Source organism: Streptomyces sp. CB01249, from assembly GCF_001905735.1.
Taxonomy (GTDB): domain Bacteria; phylum Actinomycetota; class Actinomycetes; order Streptomycetales; family Streptomycetaceae; genus Streptomyces.
This window is the reverse complement of record NZ_LISW01000003.1, coordinates 239,915-258,992: the sequence shown is the minus strand read 5'-3', so window position 1 is coordinate 258,992 and position 19,078 is coordinate 239,915. Positions and strand designations below refer to the sequence as shown.

Genomic DNA, 19,078 nt, shown 5'->3' with positions numbered 1-19,078 from the left:
GATGACGTTGACGATTTGGGTCGATGACTGGCAGATGCAGTGCTGCGGGGACCCCTTCGCGCCCGGGGACGTCGTGTCGTGGGCGTTGATGGAGGTCGATCCCGAGGATTACGAGGACCTCGTCGGCGAGGAGCGCGCGGAGGGGATCGACTTCCGCGAGGAGCATCACGGCGGAGAGGAGGGGGTCCTGCCGGTCCCGTTGGAGGTGGTGTCCGTCGTGGAGGTGCACTGCCGTTACGCGGCGCTTCCCGGCGCGACGGACCGGGTTCGCGGCCCCGTTCCGGGCACGACCGAGCTGGTTCCGGTCGAGGGCGCGGCGGACGGGTGGGCGAAGGCCCAGGACGGGGTGAGCTTCGCGGGCTACCTGGTGACGGCCAGGCGGCAGTGAGAGAACGGCCGCCCGTGACGTCAGTGGTCGTACGTGAGCCGTGCCGCCCCGGTCAGGTACGCAGGTGGGGCCAGCCTTCCTTGTTGGAGAAGGATTCGTAGCAGTAGCGGGTCCCGCGGTGCCACTCCTTGCCCGTGGCCAGTTCGTACGCCTCGTCCGGGATGTACAGCAGGCGTTCGCCGTCGTAGTCGAGTGAGGTGTACGGGGCGAACTCGGCGGGGTCCGCGAGGGCGTTCTCCCAGGTCTGGCGGCCCGCTGCCACCACCGCGCAGCGGGCGTAGAGGAAGGAGTCGCCGGACTGCGGGAAAGGGCCGCCGGTCTCCGTCGTCATGCCGATCACCGGGAGGGAGCCGAACTGCTCCTGGTCCAGGCGGTACAGCGCTTCCGCGTGGTGTTCCGCGAAAGCGGTGATGTCGGGGAGGGGGCGGCGGCTCAACCGCTTGGCGAGGCGGTGGCAGTTGGCTTCGGTGGCTCTGCCGTTCAGGGTGGCTGTCAGCGCCCAGAAGTCGGCCCATGTCATGGTCACCGGGGCAGGATGGCAGGCTGGTCCGACAATCGTGACCGCGCCCGTGGAGGATGACCCGTGTCCGAAGTCCTGGTTCGTCTCCGCGAGGACGCCGATCTGGGCGCGGCGGCTGCCGTGCTCGCCGGTGTGCACGAGTCCGACGGGTATCCCGTCGAAGGGGTGGCGGACCCCGAGGCGTGGTTGTCGCCCGAGGGGCTGGTCGCGGCCTGGGTCGCCGAGCTCGACGGGCGGGTCGTGGGGCATGTCGCGGTCAACCGGGCCCGGCACGGGGAGGACGTGGCGCGGCTCTGGCGGGAGCGCGGCGGCGCCGGGGACGCGGAGGTCGCGGTGCTGGCCCGGTTCTTCGTGGGGCGGGACGCGCGGGGCGCTTCCGCCGGTGCGCGGCTCATGGGCGCGGCGGAGGGGTATGCCCGGGCGCACGGGCTGCCGTTGGTGCTTGAGGTCCTGACCAAGGACGCCGCCGCCATCCGGCTGTACGAGCGGCTCGGATGGCAGCGGATCGGTGGGCTCCGGCACTTCTTCGCCGGGCGGCACTTCGACGCCCTGTGCTTCGTGGCGCCGAGTGCCTGAAGGCCGGAGGCGGTCAGGCGGCCGGTGACGTGTGGGCGTACCACGTCTCCGTCTCGTCCGACGGCAGTACGCGGATGAGCTCCGCCCTGCCCGGCAGGTGCGGGAAGAAGCGGTCGGCGTTCCAGGTGCGTGCGTAGGACGGGGCGTCCAGGACCAGCAGCCGGCGGCCCTGCACCCACGGGATGTCGTCCGGCAGGCCCTCGTTCCAGATGCGGGTGCCGTCCGGGGCGAGGAGTTCGAAGAAACCGGTCGCCACCGCGTCCGATTCGCCCTCGGCGGGCTCGGGGCTCGTCGCCAGGCGGACGCTCTCCGGGGAGGGGGCCGTGCCGGGGACGTGGCCGCCGCCGACCAGGACGTGGGCGAGCAGGGTGTGGAGCTGGAAGTTGTCCCCGATGCCGTCGATACGTATCTCGAAGGCCGTCCCGGTCGGGCGGTGGAGCACGATCACGGGTTCGTCGTTCAGCACTGCCAGCGCGTACGACAGGCACTTGAGGTCGTGCCGGTCCAGGGCCTCCACCGCGCGGCAGAGCGGGAGGAGGTCCGACGCGTGCCGGCGGCGTACCTCCGTGCTGCGGCACAGCACCGCGAGGGCGGGCGGCTGCCACTGGTCCAGGGAGCACCAGGCGAGGGCCAGGCGGGTCGCCTCGTAGTCGTCGTCGCCCAGCCGGGCCAGGAACGCCTCGTCGATCAACTCCTCGTCCGGGGCGGGGAGTTCTTCGCCCTTCGCCGTCCAGCGGCGCGCGAACTCCGCCGCGTCCAGCAGGTCCCGGCGGACGCCGTCCAGGATCGGTTCCGCGCAGGCCAGTGGGTCGGCGCCCCGCTCGACGCAGTAGCCGGCCGCCATCGCGAGCATCGGGCGCGGCCCGGTCGGCGGGAAGGCGGGGAGCAGGGCCGCGAGGCGGGGTCCCGCGTCGACGCACTCGGCGTCCGAGGCCGACTCCGCACTGCTCATCACGGCGCCGAACGCGCGCCCGGTGCGGTCGCCGTCGCGGGCGGCGACCGCCTCCTCCAGGTCGGACACGGCGGCGGTGAGGCGCGCGGCCTCGGGCTTCCTGTTGAAGATCACCGGCACACCTTAGGGCGTGGCCGTCATGCCTCCTCCGCCCGGGCCGCCGTGACCAGGACGGACAGCGACGAGCGGGTCTCCTGGAGTGCGGAGATGCGGTCGTCCAGGCCCTGGAGGTGCTGTTCCAGGGTGTCGAGCTTGCACAGGGCCACCGTGCCGTCCTGCCGTACGCACGGGAGCAGGTCGCGGATGGTCCGGGTCGGCAGGCCCGCGTCGAGGAGCGAGCGGATGCGGCGGACCACGGCGGGGGCGTCGGCGTCGTAGCGGCGGTGACCGCCCGCGAGGCGGTGGGAGGCGAGGAGGCCCTTAGGAGGACCTGGACCGGCACAACGACCTGCCCGCGCTGCGCGCCCTTCTCGACAACCTGCCGGCCTTCCTGGAGGGGCCGCCCGAGGTGTACGTCGACACCATGATCAGTCCGTACGCGAACTCCGCGGAGAGCGCTCCACTCGGTACAGTCCCCGTGTGACCAGCGAGCCCGAACCGAAGATTCCCGAGATCACCCGCACCGACTGCGCGCGGTGCGGCACCGAGGTGCACGGTCTGGCCGGGCGGTACGCCTGTGCGCTCTGCGGGTGGGTCAACCACTACTCGGAAGGGCACGAGGAGTTGCCCGGCCTGGACGCCGACCCCGACCACGGGCGGCGCTAGGGCGCGTTCCGAAAGCCGGGTGCCCTCCGGCCGTGCCGCCCCTACCCTGCCGGGATGGCTGACACGCGTGCTGGACTGATGACCGTCGGCGACCAGGGCGTTTCGCCGTTGCGATTGCCCGCCTTCCGGCGGTTCCTGCTCGCTCACCTCGTCTCCGCGACCGGGTCCGCGATGGCCCCCGTGGCCCTGGCGTTCGCCGTGATCGAGCAGGGCGGGGGAGCACGGTCGCTCGGGATCGTGCTGACCGCCAACACCGTGCCGGCCCTGGTCCTGCTGCTCCTCGGCGGCGTGCTGGCGGACCGGGTCTCGCGCAGCCGGATCCTCTTCCTCGGCAACCTGGTTGCGGGCGCCGCGCAGGCGGTCGTGGCCGTGCTCATGGCGACCGGGACGGCGACCACCGCCGCGATCAGTCTGTGCGCCTGCGCCTCGGGGGCGGCGGCCGCGTTCACCACGCCGGCGGCCCAGGGGGTCGTGCCCCGGCTCGTGGGACCCGGGCGGCTTCAGCAGGCCAACGCGCTGGTCCGGGTGCCCAGGAACGCGGTCAAGGTCGTCGGACCCGTCGTCGGCGGGTTCGTCGTCGCGCTGACCGGGCCCGCTTGGGCGCTCGGGTGGGACGCCGTGACCTTCATCGTGGCCGCGCTGCTGCTGGCGGGGCTGCGGCTCGCGGGGACGGTGTCCGCCGGAGGTCGGGGCGCGGGGCTGCTGGCCGATCTGCGGGTCGGGTGGGCCGGCTTCAGGTCCCGGGTCTGGCTGTGGAGCTACACCCTGTGCGGTACGGCGGTCGTGGCCGCCTGGCTGGCCGGGTACCAGCTGCTCGGGCCGCTCGTGGCGGACCGCGACTACGCGGGCGCCGGGTCCTGGGGGCTGGTGCAGGGGGCGTTCGCGGCCGGGCTGCTCGCGGGGACGTTCGTCTGCCTGCTGTGGAAGCCGCAGCGGCTCGTGCTGGTCTGCGTGGTGACGAGTTCCGGGCTCTTCCTGCCGTTGGCCGCGATGGGGCTCGGGCTGCCGCTGCTCTGGGTGCTGGGGGCGGCCGCCGTCGCCGGGGCGGGGATGGACGTGGCCATCGTCGCCTGGTCCACCGCCATGCAACAGCAGGTCCCCGACGAGGAGTTGGGGCGCCTCAACGCCTTCAACTCGCTGGGGGAGCAGATCGCGATCCCCCTCGGCTACCTCGTGGTCGCGGCCGCGTCCGCCTACTGGTCCGGCGGGCACATCCTCCTGGTGTGCTCCGCCGTCATCCTCGCCGCCGGGGTCGCCAACGCCTGCGTACGCGATGTGCGCCGGATCAGGCGGAAGTGAGGCGCCCCGGCGCCTCCGGTTCCGGGCAGGCCGAAGAGTCGTTGGTTTGCATATGTCGGTCACCGACCTATAGTGGCGCCATGGCATCCAAGAAGAACCTCGTCGCCAACCGCGAGTCCCTGGCCCACAAGGTCCGTTACGCCGCGAGCCGGCCGGACCGCATCGCGCCCTACCTGAAGCGGGCCGCGCGTGACCGGTGGCTGGCCTTCAAGCACCCGGACCACGTGAACTACTACCGGGCCGTGATGGCCTCGGACACCCGGCGCAACCCGGAGGCCGCCGTCGGCAGCCAGACGCACGAACGCTGGCTGGCCCTGGGGCAGATGCAGTTCGACTACCTCGTGGAGCACGGGCTCGCCCCCGGCGCCAGGATGCTCGACATCGGGTGCGGGAACCTCCGGGCCGGCTGGCGGTTCATCGACTACCTGGAGCCCGGGCACTACTACGGCATCGACATCTCGCCCGACATCCTCATCGCCGCCAAGCAGACCCTGACCACGCAGGGGCTCCAGACCAAGGTGCCGCACCTGACCATCACCAAGGACCTGACGCTGGACTTCCTGCCGGACGCGCACTTCGACGTCGTCCACGCGCACAGCGTGTTCTCCCACTCGCCGATCGAGATCATCGAGGAGTGCCTGGCCCATGTGGGCCGCGTCCTGGCGCCCGGCGGGCACTTCGACTTCACCTTCGACCGCACCACCGGCGCCGAACACCAGGTGCTGCGCGAGGACTTCTACTACCGCACCGAGACCCTGATCGCCCTCGCCGCCCGGCACGGGCTGCGGGCGCGGTTCATGGAGGACTGGGAGAAGCTGGGGCACGGGCAGTCGAAGATACGCGTGACCGCCTGACGCCCCCGCGCCTCGGCTGCTGCCCGCCCGGCCCTCCGTCGGCCGGTGCCCGCCCGGCTGCCTCAGCCGGTGCTCGTCCCGCCCCGCAGCCGCCACAGCCGCAGCGCCACCCCCGCCGCCGCCACGACGGCCAGCGCCGGGACCACGGTGTCCCGGTCCACCGCCCCGGCGCAGTACCCCATCGCGACGAACGGCGCCCCGGCCAGCGCGAACCGGCCGGGCGTGCGCAGGCGGGCCAGTGCCGGGCGGCCCGCGAGGAGCAGGGCGGCGGCCATCGGGACGCCCAACCGCCAGAGCACGTAGGCGAGATGGCTGCCGGTGTCCGCCAGGGTCAGGGCGGCCACCGCGAGCCCGGTCCACAGCAGCAGCGCGATCCGGGCCGCGGCGCCCAGGGAGCGGCCGGGCGGGCGCAGATCCGGCGGGCAGGCCAGCGGCAGCGCGGCCACCGCGACCGGGGCCAGGAGATACGGGGCGGCGGCGGTCGGGGGCAGTACCCCGGCCGCCAGCGGGACCACGAGGAGCGCGAACTCCTGGGCCAGCGTGCCCGCGAACGCGCACCGCGCCCCCGCCGCGAACCGCCCGCCCAGCGCCAGGACCGCCCCCGCCAGCGTCACCAGGTCGCAGCCGATCATGACGAAGCTGAGCGGGACCAGGAAGTCCGGGTTCCCGCTCAGCCGCCAGTCGCCGAGCATCGAGACCAGGCCGAAGGCGGCGTACGCGGCCGTCGCGGCGAGCGCGAAGGGCGCGGCGGCCGCGAACAGGCGGCCGGCGGGCTGCGCGGAACCTGCGGGGGCGCCTTGTCGATCAGGGCCGGGTCCGCGACGCCTGGCACGGCACCTCGCGGCGTTGCCGGAACGACCGAATGGCTCCGCCATTAGGACGTTCCGGCGCCTTGCGATGCACCGCACCAGCCGCCGCGGCCTGATCCGGCCCTGATCGACAAGGCGCCCCCAGGCGCAGCCGCATCCGCAGCGCGTGCGCCACCAGGTCGCCCGCCTCCCGGAACCGGGCGGTCCGGCCCGCGCCCTCGGTCGCCTAGCGGTACGCCTCCGCGATGTCCGCCCCGAACGCGCGGCGGTACCCGGCCGGGTAGAGCCGCAGGAGCGGGGTGCTCACGCGGTGGCCGGCTTCCCGGCGACCCCCAGGCGCCGGGTCGCCTCGCGGGCGGTGGCGGCGATCCGGCGGGCCTCGGCGGCCAGGGTCTCCCGGCCGGTCGCGGTGAGCGTGTAGGTGCGGCGGAGCCGGCTGTCCACGACCTCCTCCGCGTGCACCTCGATCAGGCCCTCGTTCAGCAGCCGTTCCAGCGCCCCGTACAGCGTGCCGGTGCGCATTTTGACCCGGCCGCCGGAGATCGTCTCGACCTCGCGCGCGATGGCGTATCCGTGCCGGGGCTCGTCCGCCAGGGCGGTCAGGAGGAGGAGGGTCGGTTCCTGCATCGCGCGTTCACTCATGCCCGTATCGTACGCCAGGCATGGGTCACTCACCGGCATATGACGGGCCGCCCTGAGCTGCGACGGGAAGGACCTTCCCCAGGCGGGCCAAGGGGGAGAGCGCCATGAAGAGCGGGGAGAGGGCGAGCGCGACCGCCGTGACGAGGAGGCTCGGGCGCAGCCCCCACGTACCCGCGAGGAAGCCGCCGAGCAGCGAGCCGAACGGGGTGAGGCCCATCCCCGCGAAGTTGATCGTCGCCACCACCCGCGCCTGGATGCGGACCGGCGTGACCGCCTGCCGTACGGACATCACCGTGACGTTGACCAGCTGGCCGAACGTACCGAAGACCAGGTTGACGGCCATCAGCGCGGGCAGGACCAGGGGCCCGGAGCCGTGCAGCGCCGGTACGCCGAGCATCACGCCGTCCGCCAGGACCGCCGACCCCACCAGCACCACGCCGTACCCCAGCCGCTCCGGCAGCCTCGCCGCGAGCAGCGACCCCAGCACCGCGCCCGGGCCCGTCGCCGCGAGCGCCAGGCCCACTTCGGCGCCGGACAGGCCCAGTTCGCGCGGCAGGAACAGCAGATAGACCGTCATCAGCGCGGCGAGCGAGAACTGGAACAGGGCCGACGCCAGCCCCACCGCACGCAGCGCCGGATGCCGGGCCACGAAGCGGAGCCCCTCGTGGATGCGCCGCAGGACCGGTGCCGGAGCCCCGGCGGGGGCGGGTACGCGTTCCGGGCGGCGGATGCGGCCGATCGACACGGCCGACAGCACGAAGAAGCCCGCACCGGTGACGACCGCGAGCAGCGGCGAGAACAGCGACATCAGCGCGCCGCCGAGCGCCGGGCCGCCGATCCGCGCCGCCGACCTGCTGCCCTCCAGCGCGCTGTTGCCCCGCATCAGCAGCTCGCGGTCCACCAGCCGCACCAGCGACGCCTGGTACGCCACGTCGAAGAACACGCTGCCCACCCCGAGCAGGGCGGCCACCACGAGCAGGACCGGCAGCCCGAGCACGCCGAGCAGCAGCGCCAGGGGCACCGCCGCCAGGGCCAGCGCCCGGCCCAGGTCCGCCGCCACCATCACCGTGCGGGTGCGGCGGCGGTCCGCCCACGCGCCCGCGAACAGCGACAGCAGCAGGATCGGCGCCTGCTCCACCGCGCGCAGCAGACCGAGCGCGCCCGCGTCGGCGTGCAGCGAGACGACGGCGACTAGCGGCAGCACGACCAGGAGCGCCTGCTCACCGAACTGGGAGGCGGTCTGCCCGGCCCACAGACGCAGGAAGGCGGAGTCCCGCCGGAGGGCGGGGGAGGGGATACGGGAATCGGGATGCACGGGGGCCCCTTCGGGCTGCGGACGGCAAGGCTCCGCCGCCGCGCGACGCAGAGGTGTGCGTCGGCGGTCCGGCGGGAAGGGCTCGCTGTGCCGCGCTCGGAGGCAGCACGCGATGACGGGTCGTTCTACGACGTCAGCGCGTGCGAGGGCTACCGGGCAACTTTCCCTCCTTCGGGTCGTCGGGTGAGGGGAGGCTAGCCGCCCGGCGGAACGGGGAACAACGGATTTCCGCCGTCGCCGTCCGGCGCCTCCTCGCGGGCCAGCTGCCGGAAGCACTCCCGCAGCCAGGCGTGGGCCGGATCCGCGTCGTGGCGCGGGTGCCAGGCCATGCCGAAGGGGAGCGGCGGCAGCGCGAAGGGGATCTCGAACGTCCGCAGCCCCAGGGGTTTTGTCAACGGGCGCGCCCGCAGGGAGGTCAGCCCGACCAGGTCGCTGCTGAGCAGGATGAACAGCGACGACGGAAGGGTGCCCACACTGGCCACGACCCGCCTGCTCAGGCCGAGTTCCGCGAGGGCGGTGTCCACCGGGCCCGCCGTCCGGCCACGACGGGACACCGTCACATGGTCGGCGGCGGCGAACCGGGCCGGGGTGATCTCCCCGTCCAGGAGCGGGTGGCCCGGGCGCACCACGCCCATCATCCGGTCGTTGTAGAGGTGTTCGCGGCGCACCTCGGGGGAACGCGTGTCGAGCACCCCCACCTCCAGGTCGGCGGCGCCCTCGCGCAGGAACGGGCCGTCCACATGGCTCTCCATCAGGAAGCGGAGCCGTACGCCCGGCGCCTCGCGGGCGATCCGGGCGAACAGCGCGGGGCCGGAGACCGCCGCCAGGGTGTCCTGGGCCAGCACCGTGAACGTCCGCGACAGGGCGCGCAGGTCCACCTTGCCGCCGGACAGGAACAGTCCGCGCGCCCGCTCCACGACCGCGCGCACCTCGCCGTGGATGGCCAGGGCGTGCGGGGTGGGCACCATCGTGCGCCCGGCGCGCACCAGCACCGGATCGCCGAGCGCCTTGCGGATGCGGCCGAGGGTGCGGCTCATCGCGGGCTCGGACAGATGCAGCCGGGCGGCGGCCCCGGAGACGCTGCATTCGTCCAGGAGGACGTCCAGGGCGACCAGAAGATTGAGGTCAAGGCCGGATTGCGTCACGCGCATACATCCCTTGTCGAAGATGCATTGGAAAGCAAGTCGCGCCAACTCTACGGTGGAAGCACATCCCACCCGCCACGGCTCCCAGGAGGAGCGTTGTCCCCGTATGCCCAGAAGCCCCCGCGCCTTACGCCCGCCGCGCAGTACGTGCTCTGCGCCTGTGTGCTCGTCGCGCAGGGCATGGTCGCCGCCGTCAACCTGCTCATCCCCCAGCTCGCCGCCTCCGCCCTGCACCCGTCCTCCAGCGAACTGCTGTGGTCGGTCGACGCCTACGTCATCGTCTTCGCCGGACTGCTGATCCCGGCCGGGGCGCTCGGCGACCGCTTCGGCCGCAAGGGCGCCCTCCTCGCCGGACTCGGCCTCTTCGCGGCGGGCGCCGCCGTCAGCGCGCTCGCCACCGTCCCCGCCGTGCTCATCGCCGGACGCGGGATCTGCGGAGCCGGGGCCGCGCTGATCATGCCCGCGACCATGTCTCTCCTGATCACCCTCACCCCGCCCGCCCGCAGGTCCCAGGCGCTGGCGACCTGGACGCTCGCGGCGGGCCTCGGCGGCCTCGCGGGCAACGTCGGCGGCGGCCTCGCCGGCCAGTTCTCCACCTGGCGCGCCCTGTTCTGGGCGATGGTGCCGCTCGCCGCGCTGCTCGCGCTCGCCGTCGCCCGCCTCACGCCCCGCAGCCCCGAACGCACCGACTCCGCGCCCGACCCGCTCGGCTCGCTGCTGCTCGTCGCCGCCCTCACCGCCCTGGTGTACGGGATCATCGAGGGTCCGCCGCAGGGCTGGGGCTCGGCGCGGGTGCTGACCGCCTTCGGCCTCGGAGCCGTACTCCTCACCGTGTTCACCGTCCACGGGCTGCGCGCCGCACGGCCGCTGCTCGACCCCCGGATCTTCGCCTCGCCCGTGGTGCGCGCCGGGACCCTGGGCATCGCCACCGCGTTCTTCGGGCTGTTCGCGCTGTTCTACGTCAACTCCCAGTACCTCCAGTACGTGAAGGGCTTCCCGGTCGGCCTCGCCGGGGTGGCGATCGTGCCGCTCACCGTCGGGATGGCCGTCATGCCGAAGTTCGGGGCGCGCTGGCAGGACCGGTACGGCATCCGCCCGGTGGCGGGCGGCGGGCTCGCGGTGATCGGCCTGGGCCTGCTCCTCGTCTCGACCGCCGACGGCAGCACCCCGTACGCGCTGTACGCCGTCTACCTCCTCGTCATCTCCGCCGGTACGGGGCTCTGCGCGCCCGCGCTCACCGTGGCCGTCGTCGCCGGGCTGCCCGCGCACCGCAGCGGGCTCGGCTCCGGGCTCAACACTGCGGCGCGCGAGATCGGGGCGGCGCTCGGTGTCGCCGTCGTCGGCACCGTGCTGGCCTCCGGGACGGGCGCGGACCACACCGGGGCCGCCCACGCGGCCGCCTTCGCCCCGGCGATGTCCGATGGGCTGCGGGTCGTGGCGGCGGTGCTCCTGGTCGCCACGGTGTTCGTGGTCCTGGGGACGTCGGGGCGGCCGCGCGGTGCGGCGGAAGGGCCGGACGGCGGGGACGGGGCGGAGGCGGGGAGCGTCACCCGTACGGGCGCGTCCGCGTAGCCGGGCCGGGAAGGGCGGCGCAGGGTCGGTCTGACCTGTACGTTCCCCTCCGGCTCAGGAGTCCCCATGGCCCAGACCGCGCCCCCGCCGGGCACCCCGTCCCCGCCCTCCGCACCGCGCCCGCAGGAGGAGAACCCGTGGGCGTCCGGCGGGGTCATGTTCGCCGGTGTGCTGCTGCTGGTGGACGGGGTGCTCGACGCGATCAAGGGCATCGCCGGTATCGCGTCGGACGAGGTGTACGCGCGGATCAACGACTACGTCTTCAAGTTCAACGTGACGGCCTGGGGCTGGATCCACCTCATCCTCGGCATCGTCATCGCGATCGTCGGCTGGGGCATCCTCAGGGGCTCCGCCTGGGCGCGCGGGGCCGGTGTGGGACTCGCGGCGCTCAACATGATCGCCAACTTCATGTGGCTGCCCTACCAGCCGGTCTGGGCCGTGGTCTCCCTCGCCATCGACACGTTCGTCATCTGGGCCCTGTGCACGGCACGGAAGCCGGTCATCTGACCGGTCGCTGCGGGCAGGGTGTGTGCCGTTGTCAGTGGCACGGGTCACACTGGAGACATGTGCCGCAGTATCAAGACCCTCCGACCGCCCGCCCTGCCCGAAGAGGCCACCGAGGACGACATCCGAGCCGCCGCCCTGCAGTTCGTCCGCAAGGTGTCGGGCTTCCGCGCCCCGGCCGCGCACAACAGGGAAGTCTTCGACCGTGCCGTGGACGAGATCGCTGAGGCGACCGCCCGGCTGCTCGACGGCCTGGAGATACGGGGCGGTGTCAGGACGCCATAGGGGGCGCGGCGGCCGCGGCGGCGGCCGGGCGTCGCATGAGCAGCGCGGCGAAGGAGCCCGCGAGGAACAGGGCGAGGACCGAGACGGCCGTGCCGAGCCAGCTCGCGCCCAGCCACTGCGCGCCGAAGTAGCCGAGCCCCACGCTGTAACCGGCCCAGGCCACGCCCGCGACGGCCGACCAGGGCAGGAACTCCTTCACCTTGCGGTGCGAGGCGCCCGCGCCCAGCGAGACGACCGAGCGTCCGGCCGGGGCGAAGCGCGCGATGACGACGAGGATGCCGCCGCCCCGGCTCAGGGCGGCGCCGAGGCGTTCCTGCGCGGAGGTCAGGCGGCGGGAGCGGGCGATGGCGCGGTCCAGCCGCTCGCCGCCGTGCCGGGCCAGCCGGTACGCGGCGAAGTCGCCGAGCACCGAGGCGGTGGCGGCGCACAGGACGAGGGCCAGCAGGGAGGGGACCTCGGTCACCTGGCGGGCGGCGCCCGCCGCGTCGGCGGCGACACCGGTGGTGCCCGCCGCGGCGGCCGTGGCGGCGGTGATCACCAGCACGCCGCTGGGCAGTACGGGGAGGAAGACGTCCAGCAGCACGGAGAGGGCGACCGCAACGTAGATCCATGGGCTGCCGGTCAGCGCACCCACACTCTCTAGCACCGTCTACTCCCCGATCGGCAACAGCGCCGCGGCGTCGCAGGGGAGCGGCAGGAGCGGCAGGGTCAGCTGTACAGCGTACGCCTGCCGTTCACCCGGTGATCCCTATATATGCGTGATGTTGGGCACCCCGGTCGGGGGCGGCTTGGGTGCGCACCGCCGGGGAGCGGTTTTCCCGGCGGTACGCGAGGGGTGTGCGGGGCCCGGTCGGTCAGCGGGCCCGGGGGAGTGGGGAGAGGCGTCAGACGGCGACCGGGGAGCTCTGTTCCTGGGCGTGGTCCCGGTCCTGACGGTCCGGGGTGCGGGCGGTGAGGAGGTTGTCCAGGGCCAGGGCGCCGGGGCCGGTGAAGACGAGGAGCAGGAAGACCCAGCAGAAGACGGCCGACGGTTCGCCGCCGTTCTGCAGGGGGAGCAGGGCGTTCGACTGGTGGACCGTGAAGTAGGCGTAGGCCATGGAGCCGGACGAGACCAGGGCGGCGGGACGGGTGCCGAGGCCCAGGGCCACGAGGACGCCGCCGACGAGCTGGATCACCGCCGCGTACCAGCCCGGCCAGGTGCCGGCGGGTATGGACCCGCCGCCGTGGGCGCCGCCGAGGACGCCGAAGACCGAGGCGGCGCCGTGGCAGGCGAAGAGGCCGCCGACGACGATGCGGAAGAGCGCGAGGACGTAGGGCTGTGCCCGGTGGAGGTGTGGGGTCATGGGGGGAGGCTCCTTCGGTCTGGTGGGGACGTGAACCGACTGGGCGCAAAAGATTAGGTAGACCTCACCAATACTTGCAAGTTCAACGTTTCGTCGACTGGCTGAAATTCGACGGGCTGTTGTGAGCCGTTCGGCGCGCCAATACCGCCTCGAACTGGGCAGCCTCGTTCCTTTGCCTGGCCTGAACCAATGGCGGCGCAGTTTTCCGGCCACGGGCGTCCGGTTCCGTCAGTGGGGGCTCCCACCACGGCACCCCCGGCTCTCACTGGAGTCCCAGTGGAGTTCCGGGCCCCTCGTGCCCCATTGGCGGACTGTGGGCCCGCCGGCCAGGCCGTCGGGCGGCAGGTGGCTTGTCATGGACAGCCGTAGTAGGCCGAAAAAACACGTCGGTGGCCCCGCCGGCCGGCCCGTCGTCGGGGCATCGGCCGGTGGGGCCACCGGGGTTGGGGGCGCGGTCGGGTGTTTCCGGGTCAGCAGCCGCTGAGCGCGGACTGCAGGGCCGACTTCTCGGCCGAGTCGACGGACAGGTTGTAGTAGTGCTTCACGTGGATCCAGGCGCGCACATAGGTGCACTTGTACGCGGCGCGCGGCGGCATCCAGGACGCCGGGTCCTTGTCGCCCTTGGACTGGTTGACGTTGTCCGTGACCGCGATCAGCTGCGGGCGGGTCAAGTCGTTCGCGTACGCCTGCCGTTGGGCGGTGGTCCAGCTGGAGGCGCCCGAGCGCCACGCCTCGGCGAGCGGGACCATGTGGTCGATGTCCACGTCGGACGAGGCGGTCCAGGTGGCGCCGTCGTACTCCGAATACCAACTGCCGCTGGTCGCGGCGCAGCTGGAGTTCTGGGAGACGTTCGTGCCGTCCCGCTTCAGGACGACCTCGCGGGTGTCGCAGGCTCCCGACTGGGTGATCCAGTGCGGGAACTTGTCCCGGCTGTAGCCGCTGGACGAGCCCTCCGCCTTCACGGTGAGCTCGCTCAGGTAGGTGCGGGCGGTGGACGCGGCGATCGGGGTGGGCATGGCCGCCTGGGCGCTCGGTGCGGTGAGCAGGCCGGTGGTGGCGGCGAGTGCGGCGGATGCGGCGAGGACGGCTATGCGACGCGCGTAGACACCTGACATGCGAACTCCCTTGATGTGGGGGGATGTGGACGGGCTGTCATGAACGGCCCGGCCATCGTGGCGGCGCCGGGTTTCCGTGGGGTGGGCGCCAGGTAACAGGGTGGCGACATGGGCACGTCACATCAAGGGATCTGACAAAGGGGTTCGTGGTGCGGGGGGCGTGCGGACCCGTGCGCGCGGGCGCGATGAGCCGGTCCGGCGCGGCGCCGGCGCCCGTGACCTGCGGAGGAGCGCATGCGTAAGGCCCCCGCCCGGGAGGGGCGAGGGCCGTACGGAGGTTCGTGGTGCTGGTGTTTGACGTGGGGTCAGTGGCCCCGGTGTGCGCGCAGGCGCACGTGGTCGGCGGGGTGTTGCGCGCCCCGCCCGGAGACTACCGCGCCTCGACGTGCAGCGTGATCGTGCCGTCCGCCGCCGCCTCGACGCGCAGCTGCGTCAGGTCGGCCACATGGGCGTCCGGGGAGTGGGCCCCGGCGCGCGGGCCGACGCCCACCACGCGCATGCCGGCCGCCCGGCCCGCCGCGATGCCCGCCTCGGAGTCCTCGAAGACCACGCAGTCCGCCGGGGCGAAGCCCAGCGCCGCGGCGCCCTTGAGGAAGCCCTCCGGGTCCGGCTTGCTGGCGCCCACGCTCTCGGCGGTGATGCGGAGGTCCGGCATCCGCAGCGAGGCGGCGCCCATCCGGGCCGTCGCCAGCGCCAGATCGGCCGAGGTGACCAGGGCGTGCGGAAGGGCGGCGATGGCGTCCATGAACGCGGGGGCGCCGCCGACCGGGACGACGCCCTCGGTGTCGGCGGTCTCCTCGGCGAGCATCACCTTGTTGTCCGCGTAGTTCTGCTCCATCGGGCGCTCCGGAAGCAGGACCGCCATCGTGGCGTAGCCCTGGCGGCCGTGGACCACCTTCAGCGCCTCTTCCGGGTCGAGACCGTTCCGCAGCGCCCAGCGCCGCCAGCAGCGCTCCACGACGGCGTCGGAGTTCACCAGGGTGCCGTCCATGTCGAGCAGCAGGGCGCGGGCGGTGAGGGCGGTGGCCGGCATGGGCGGGCTCCAGAGCGGGGGGAAGCGATCGCCGCGGGGGTGAGCGGCGCGGGAGATCAAGCGGCCCCCGCCCGCCGGTCAGGGTGTGCGCGCAGGGGCCACTTTGTTTCTCCACGATACAAAAACGGGGTCGCGAATGCGAATCCCCTCCGGGGGGCGGTCGTCAGTGGCGCCCGCGCCCCGTCGTCACCGCCTCCAGGCGGCTCCGGGTGTTCGGGCCGTAGACGCCGTCCGGGTCCCCGTCGATGTTCCACCAGGTCTGGAGGTCGCTCACGGCCTGCTCCGTGCGGTCCCCGTAGTCCGAGTCGACCGGGCCGTTGTACACCCAGACCTCCCGGAGCCGGTTCTGGAGCTCCGCGACCTCCGTGCCCCGGTCGCCCCGCCGCAGGGTCCCGGCGTCATCCGTCGACGAGGGGGGCGGGGCCACGCCCTCGACCGGGGCGCTGCTGCTCGCGGTCGCCGACGGGGACGCCGGGGCGCCCGCGCCGGGGGCCGAGGAGGACGCCGTGGCGGACCGGGAGGGGGAGGCGGAGGACGAGGCGGAGGCGGACGACGAGGCGGAGGCCGATGCCGACGAGGTGGGGGAGGCGGAACGGCTGGGCGAGGCGGAGGCCGAGGACGAGGCGGACGGCGCGGGCTCGCCGCTCTCCTCGGGGAGGCTGGTCACCGTGGAGGGCAGGGCCTGGTCCAGGTCGGCCTCCCCGCCGCCGTCCCCGTTGAACAGCCCGCCGACGAAGGCCGCGGTGCCGACCACGGCGACCACGGCCGCCCCCGCGATCACCGCGGCGAACGGCTTGCGGCGGCGCGGGGCCACCGGATCGGGGCCGGTGAGCAGGAGAGCGGTGTCGGGCTCCCCGGTGCCGGGCTCCTCGGTCTGCTGCCCGGCGCCCGCCGCCGGGTCCAGGAACAGCGGCATCGTGGTCGCCGCGTCACCCTCGGGGCCGTAGACCTGCGGGGCGCCCGGCGGGGGCGTCGTGGCCGCCGTCGCGGTGCCGTCGCCCAGGGTCACGTACGGGCGGATGCGCAGCGGGTCGAAGTCCTCCGCCGCGGCCATCTCCGCGGACCGGCCCGCGTGGTGCTCGTCGGCGACGCGCTGCTGCTCGGCGGCCCGCTCCGGGTCGGTGACGTAACCCGGCGCACCGGTGTTCCGGCCCGCGCAGGCGCAGCCGGGAGCGGCGCCCGGTCTGCTCTCCGTACCGCACTCCGGGCATATATGTCCGGCCATCGTGGGTCCCCTCCCCTTGAACTGCCTGCGATTATGCAGCCCGCCGCCGAGAAGCCCAATCATCCGGCCTCCCGGCAGGCCATAACGGGGCAGAGCGGACAGGATGGGGGTGTAGCGGACCCGAGGAGACGTTTCATGGCCCAGCAGCAGAGCCCCCCGGCCCCCGGCGCCCCCGGCGCAGAACACTCCACGCGGTCGGTCCTGGTGGCGATCGGCGCACTGCTCCTCGGCATGCTGCTCGCGGCACTCGACCAGACCATCGTCTCCACCGCGCTCCCCACCATCGTCAGCGACCTCGGCGGGCTCGAACACCTGTCGTGGGTGGTCACCGCCTATCTGCTGGCCTCGACCGCCGCGACCCCGCTCTGGGGGAAGCTGGGCGACCAGTACGGGCGCAAGAAGCTGTTCCAGACCGCGATCGTCATCTTCCTGATCGGCTCCGCGCTCTGCGGTCTCGCCCAGAACATGCCCCAGCTGATCGGCTTCCGCGCACTCCAGGGGCTCGGCGGTGGCGGTCTGATGGTGCTGTCCATGGCGATCGTCGGCGACATCGTCCCGCCGCGCGAGCGCGGGAAGTACCAGGGGCTCTTCGGCGCCGTGTTCGGTGCGACGAGCGTCCTCGGGCCGCTGCTCGGCGGCTTCTTCACCCAGCACCTCAGCTGGCGCTGGGTCTTCTACATCAACCTCCCGATCGGCGTCGTCGCCCTCCTCGTGATCGCCGCCGTGCTGCACATCCCGGTCCGCCGGACGAAGCACACCATCGACTACCTGGGCACCTTCCTCATCGCCTCGGTCGCCACCTGTCTCGTCCTCGTCGCCTCGCTCGGCGGCACCACCTGGGCCTGGGGCTCGTGGAAGATCATCGGCCTCGCGGTGCTGGCCGTGGTGCTCCTGATCGCGTTCGTATTCGTGGAGCGGCGCGCCACCGAGCCGGTGCTGCCGCTGAAGCTGTTCCGGATCAGGACCTTCAGCCTCGTCGCGGTGATCAGCTTCGTCGTCGGCTTCGCGATGTTCGGCGCGATGACCTATCTGCCGACCTTCCTCCAGGTCGTGCACGGGATCACGCCGACGATGTCCGGTGTCCACATGCTGCCCATGGTGTTCGGGCTGCTCATCACCTCGACGGTGTCCGGGCAGATCGTCAGCCGTACGGGCCGCTGGAAGGTCTTCCCGGTCGCCGGTACGGGCATCACCGCGATCGGGCTGCTGCTCCTGCACCGGCTGACGGTGTCCAGCGGCACCTGGGAGATGAGCGCCTACTTCTTCGTGTTCGGCGCGGGCCTCGGCCTGGTGATGCAGGTGCTCGTCCTGGTCGTGCAGAACGCCGTCTCGTACCGGGACCTCGGTGTGGCGACCTCGGGGGCGACGTTCTTCCGGTCCATCGGTGCCTCGTTCGGCGTGGCGATCTTCGGCACCATCTTCACCAACCGGCTCACCGACAAACTCGGCGACGCGCTCGCCGGACGGCCGCTGCCGCCCGGGGTCGACGCGGAGAGCCTGGCCGCCGACCCGCGCGCCCTCGGACAGCTGCCGGACGCGCTGCGGGGGCCGGTGCTCCAGGCGTACTCGACGTCGATCACGGACGTCTTCCTGTACGCGGCACCCGTCGTCCTGGTCGCCTTCCTCTTCGCCTGGCTGCTCAAGGAGGACAAGCTGCGCGGCTCGGTGACGGCGCCGGACCCGAGCGAGACCCTGGCGTCGAACCCGGTCGAGCGCTCCTCGTACGACGAGTGCGCGCGGGCCCTGTCCGTGCTGGCCACCCGGGAGGGCCGCCGCGAGGTCTACGTCAAGATCACCGAGAAGGCGGGCTTCGACCTGCTGCCCGCCGCCAGCTGGATGCTGCTGCGGATCAAGCGCCACGGCACGGTGGAGCCCGCCCGGCTCGCCGAGGTGGCGCCCGTGCCGCTGCGGGTGATCAACGACGCCGCCCGGCAGCTGGAGGGGCGCGGGCTCGTCCGGCGCGTCGGGGTGCAGATGGTGCTCACCGAGCCGGGCGCCGAGGCGGTGGTGAAGCTTTCCCAGGCCCGCGAGGACTCCCTCGCCGAGCTGCTGGGCGACTGGTGGGGTCCGGACCGGCCGACGGACCTGGTCGCCCTGGTCTCCGAGCTGACGCGGGAGACCAGCGGGTCCAGCAAGGAGCGCCCGCACAGCCCGGAGCCGAAGCGCGACCACGCGGCGGGGCACCCGTACCGGGACTGACCCGCTGTCATACGGGAAGGGCCGGGGCTTCCGGGGCCACCTCCTTCGCGAACCAGTGCTCCGCGTACGGCCCCCGGTTGAACGCCGGGACCTCCCGGAAACCGTGCTTCGCGTACAGGCCGCGCGCCTCCACCAGGTCGTGCCGGGTGTCCAGCCGGAGCACCGCCGCCCCCAGTGCCCGGGCCCGCTCCTCCAGCGCCGCGAGCAGCAGCCCGCCGCCGCCCGTGCCCCGGAACTCCGGGCGGACGTAGACCCGGGTGAGCTCGGCGGTGTCCGCGGTTACGAGGACCAGGCCCGCGCAGGCGGCCGCCCGGCCCCCGGAGCGGCCGACGACGAAGTCACCGGTCGGGGCGGTCAGCAGCGCGGCGCCGTCGTCGGTGAGCCCGTCCTCGATCTCCTCGGCCGTCGCCGGGCGCCCCCAGTAGCGGCTGGCCACCTCGTCGTAGTAGTCCCGCCGGAGCAGGGCCGCGTCCGGGGAGTCGACGGGTTCGGGTGCCACGGTCCAGGTCATGGGGGCATTCTTGCTACCGCACAGGT

General features: G+C 73.3%; 21 protein-coding genes and 1 pseudogene. 9 read left to right on the top strand and 13 right to left on the bottom strand.

The window, feature by feature from the left end; genetic code table 11:
* Position 1: 1 nt before the first annotated feature.
* Positions 2-388: a DUF6578 domain-containing protein gene (locus AMK18_RS16900; protein ID WP_073863418.1), complete on the top strand. Its 387-nt coding sequence runs from the start codon at positions 2-4 to the stop codon at positions 386-388.
* Between the two features lie 52 nt (positions 389-440).
* Here AMK18_RS16900 and AMK18_RS16895 read toward each other — a convergent pair whose 3' ends face one another.
* Complete coding sequence (locus tag AMK18_RS16895) at positions 441-908, bottom strand: DUF4240 domain-containing protein (protein ID WP_073863741.1); 468 nt, start codon at positions 906-908, stop codon at positions 441-443.
* Positions 909-971: 63 nt separating this feature from the next.
* Between AMK18_RS16895 and AMK18_RS16890 the strand changes: the two genes are divergently transcribed.
* Positions 972-1,484, top strand: coding sequence for a GNAT family N-acetyltransferase (locus tag AMK18_RS16890; RefSeq protein ID WP_073863417.1), 513 nt, complete (start codon positions 972-974; stop codon positions 1,482-1,484).
* A gap of 13 nt (positions 1,485-1,497) precedes the next feature.
* Here AMK18_RS16890 and AMK18_RS16885 read toward each other — a convergent pair whose 3' ends face one another.
* A complete protein-coding gene (locus AMK18_RS16885) occupies positions 1,498-2,550 on the bottom strand; it encodes a hypothetical protein (RefSeq protein ID WP_241836583.1) in 1,053 nt (350 codons plus the stop codon).
* A gap of 23 nt (positions 2,551-2,573) precedes the next feature.
* Positions 2,574-2,846: pseudogene (locus tag AMK18_RS35510) on the bottom strand (MerR family transcriptional regulator); the annotation flags it as partial.
* 169 nt (positions 2,847-3,015) lie between these two features.
* Here AMK18_RS35510 and AMK18_RS16870 point away from each other — a divergent pair.
* From AMK18_RS16870 to AMK18_RS16860, 3 genes are all read left to right on the top strand, one after another.
* Positions 3,016-3,201 (top strand): hypothetical protein, encoded by a 186-nt coding sequence (locus tag AMK18_RS16870; protein WP_018103370.1) that lies wholly within the window; start codon positions 3,016-3,018, stop codon positions 3,199-3,201.
* Positions 3,202-3,255: 54 nt separating this feature from the next.
* A complete protein-coding gene (locus AMK18_RS16865; protein WP_241836582.1) occupies positions 3,256-4,500 on the top strand; it encodes an MFS transporter in 1,245 nt (414 codons plus the stop codon).
* An 80-nt stretch (positions 4,501-4,580) separates the two neighbouring features.
* On the top strand, positions 4,581-5,354 hold the full coding sequence (locus tag AMK18_RS16860; RefSeq protein ID WP_073863414.1) for a class I SAM-dependent methyltransferase: 774 nt from the start codon (positions 4,581-4,583) through the stop codon (positions 5,352-5,354).
* Positions 5,355-5,416: 62 nt separating this feature from the next.
* Here the strand turns inward: AMK18_RS16860 and AMK18_RS16855 are convergent, their stop codons facing one another.
* The 4 genes from AMK18_RS16855 to AMK18_RS16835 form a co-directional block, all read right to left on the bottom strand.
* On the bottom strand, positions 5,417-6,229 hold the full coding sequence (locus AMK18_RS16855; RefSeq protein WP_241836581.1) for a hypothetical protein: 813 nt from the start codon (positions 6,227-6,229) through the stop codon (positions 5,417-5,419).
* Between the two features lie 237 nt (positions 6,230-6,466).
* Complete coding sequence (locus tag AMK18_RS16845) at positions 6,467-6,805, bottom strand: PadR family transcriptional regulator (RefSeq protein WP_073863412.1); 339 nt, start codon at positions 6,803-6,805, stop codon at positions 6,467-6,469.
* 25 nt (positions 6,806-6,830) lie between these two features.
* Positions 6,831-8,120, bottom strand: a complete 1,290-nt coding sequence (locus AMK18_RS16840; protein WP_073863411.1) for an MFS transporter — start codon at positions 8,118-8,120, stop codon at positions 6,831-6,833.
* 194 nt (positions 8,121-8,314) lie between these two features.
* Entirely contained in the window at positions 8,315-9,271 is a 957-nt protein-coding gene (locus AMK18_RS16835; protein ID WP_073863410.1) for a LysR family transcriptional regulator, read from the bottom strand.
* 90 nt (positions 9,272-9,361) lie between these two features.
* On the opposite strand from AMK18_RS16835, the gene AMK18_RS16830 reads away from it, so the two are divergent.
* The 3 genes from AMK18_RS16830 to AMK18_RS16820 all read left to right on the top strand — a co-directional run bounded on the left by AMK18_RS16830 (position 9,362) and on the right by AMK18_RS16820 (position 11,626).
* Positions 9,362-10,837 (top strand): MFS transporter, encoded by a 1,476-nt coding sequence (locus AMK18_RS16830; protein ID WP_073863409.1) that lies wholly within the window; start codon positions 9,362-9,364, stop codon positions 10,835-10,837.
* A 66-nt stretch (positions 10,838-10,903) separates the two neighbouring features.
* Positions 10,904-11,344, top strand: coding sequence for a DUF7144 family membrane protein (locus tag AMK18_RS16825; protein ID WP_018103379.1), 441 nt, complete (start codon positions 10,904-10,906; stop codon positions 11,342-11,344).
* A 57-nt stretch (positions 11,345-11,401) separates the two neighbouring features.
* Positions 11,402-11,626 (top strand): DUF2277 domain-containing protein, encoded by a 225-nt coding sequence (locus tag AMK18_RS16820; protein WP_018103380.1) that lies wholly within the window; start codon positions 11,402-11,404, stop codon positions 11,624-11,626.
* On the opposite strand, the gene AMK18_RS16815 is transcribed toward AMK18_RS16820, so the two are convergent.
* The 5 genes from AMK18_RS16815 to AMK18_RS16795 all read right to left on the bottom strand — a co-directional run bounded on the left by AMK18_RS16815 (position 11,613) and on the right by AMK18_RS16795 (position 16,342).
* Positions 11,613-12,272, bottom strand: a complete 660-nt coding sequence (locus AMK18_RS16815; RefSeq protein WP_026171563.1) for a DedA family protein — start codon at positions 12,270-12,272, stop codon at positions 11,613-11,615. The two genes, AMK18_RS16820 and AMK18_RS16815, sit on opposite strands and share 14 nt — an antisense overlap.
* 238 nt (positions 12,273-12,510) lie before the next feature.
* Positions 12,511-12,969: a DoxX family protein gene (locus AMK18_RS16810; RefSeq protein WP_018103382.1), complete on the bottom strand. Its 459-nt coding sequence runs from the start codon at positions 12,967-12,969 to the stop codon at positions 12,511-12,513.
* 470 nt (positions 12,970-13,439) lie between these two features.
* Entirely contained in the window at positions 13,440-14,084 is a 645-nt protein-coding gene (locus tag AMK18_RS16805) for an HNH endonuclease family protein (protein WP_018103383.1), read from the bottom strand.
* Positions 14,085-14,454: 370 nt separating this feature from the next.
* Positions 14,455-15,117 carry an HAD-IA family hydrolase gene (locus AMK18_RS16800; RefSeq protein ID WP_073863408.1) on the bottom strand — a complete coding sequence of 221 codons (663 nt, stop codon included), beginning with the start codon at positions 15,115-15,117 and terminating at the stop codon, positions 14,455-14,457.
* 163 nt (positions 15,118-15,280) lie between these two features.
* Positions 15,281-16,342 (bottom strand): peptidoglycan-binding domain-containing protein, encoded by a 1,062-nt coding sequence (locus AMK18_RS16795; RefSeq protein WP_073863407.1) that lies wholly within the window; start codon positions 16,340-16,342, stop codon positions 15,281-15,283.
* A gap of 135 nt (positions 16,343-16,477) precedes the next feature.
* Here AMK18_RS16795 and AMK18_RS16790 point away from each other — a divergent pair, with 135 nt between their 5' ends.
* Positions 16,478-18,541, top strand: coding sequence for an MDR family MFS transporter (locus tag AMK18_RS16790; protein ID WP_073863406.1), 2,064 nt, complete (start codon positions 16,478-16,480; stop codon positions 18,539-18,541).
* Between the two features lie 7 nt (positions 18,542-18,548).
* Here AMK18_RS16790 and AMK18_RS16785 read toward each other — a convergent pair whose 3' ends face one another.
* On the bottom strand, positions 18,549-19,052 hold the full coding sequence (locus tag AMK18_RS16785) for a GNAT family N-acetyltransferase (protein ID WP_073863405.1): 504 nt from the start codon (positions 19,050-19,052) through the stop codon (positions 18,549-18,551).
* Positions 19,053-19,078 lie beyond the last annotated feature (26 nt).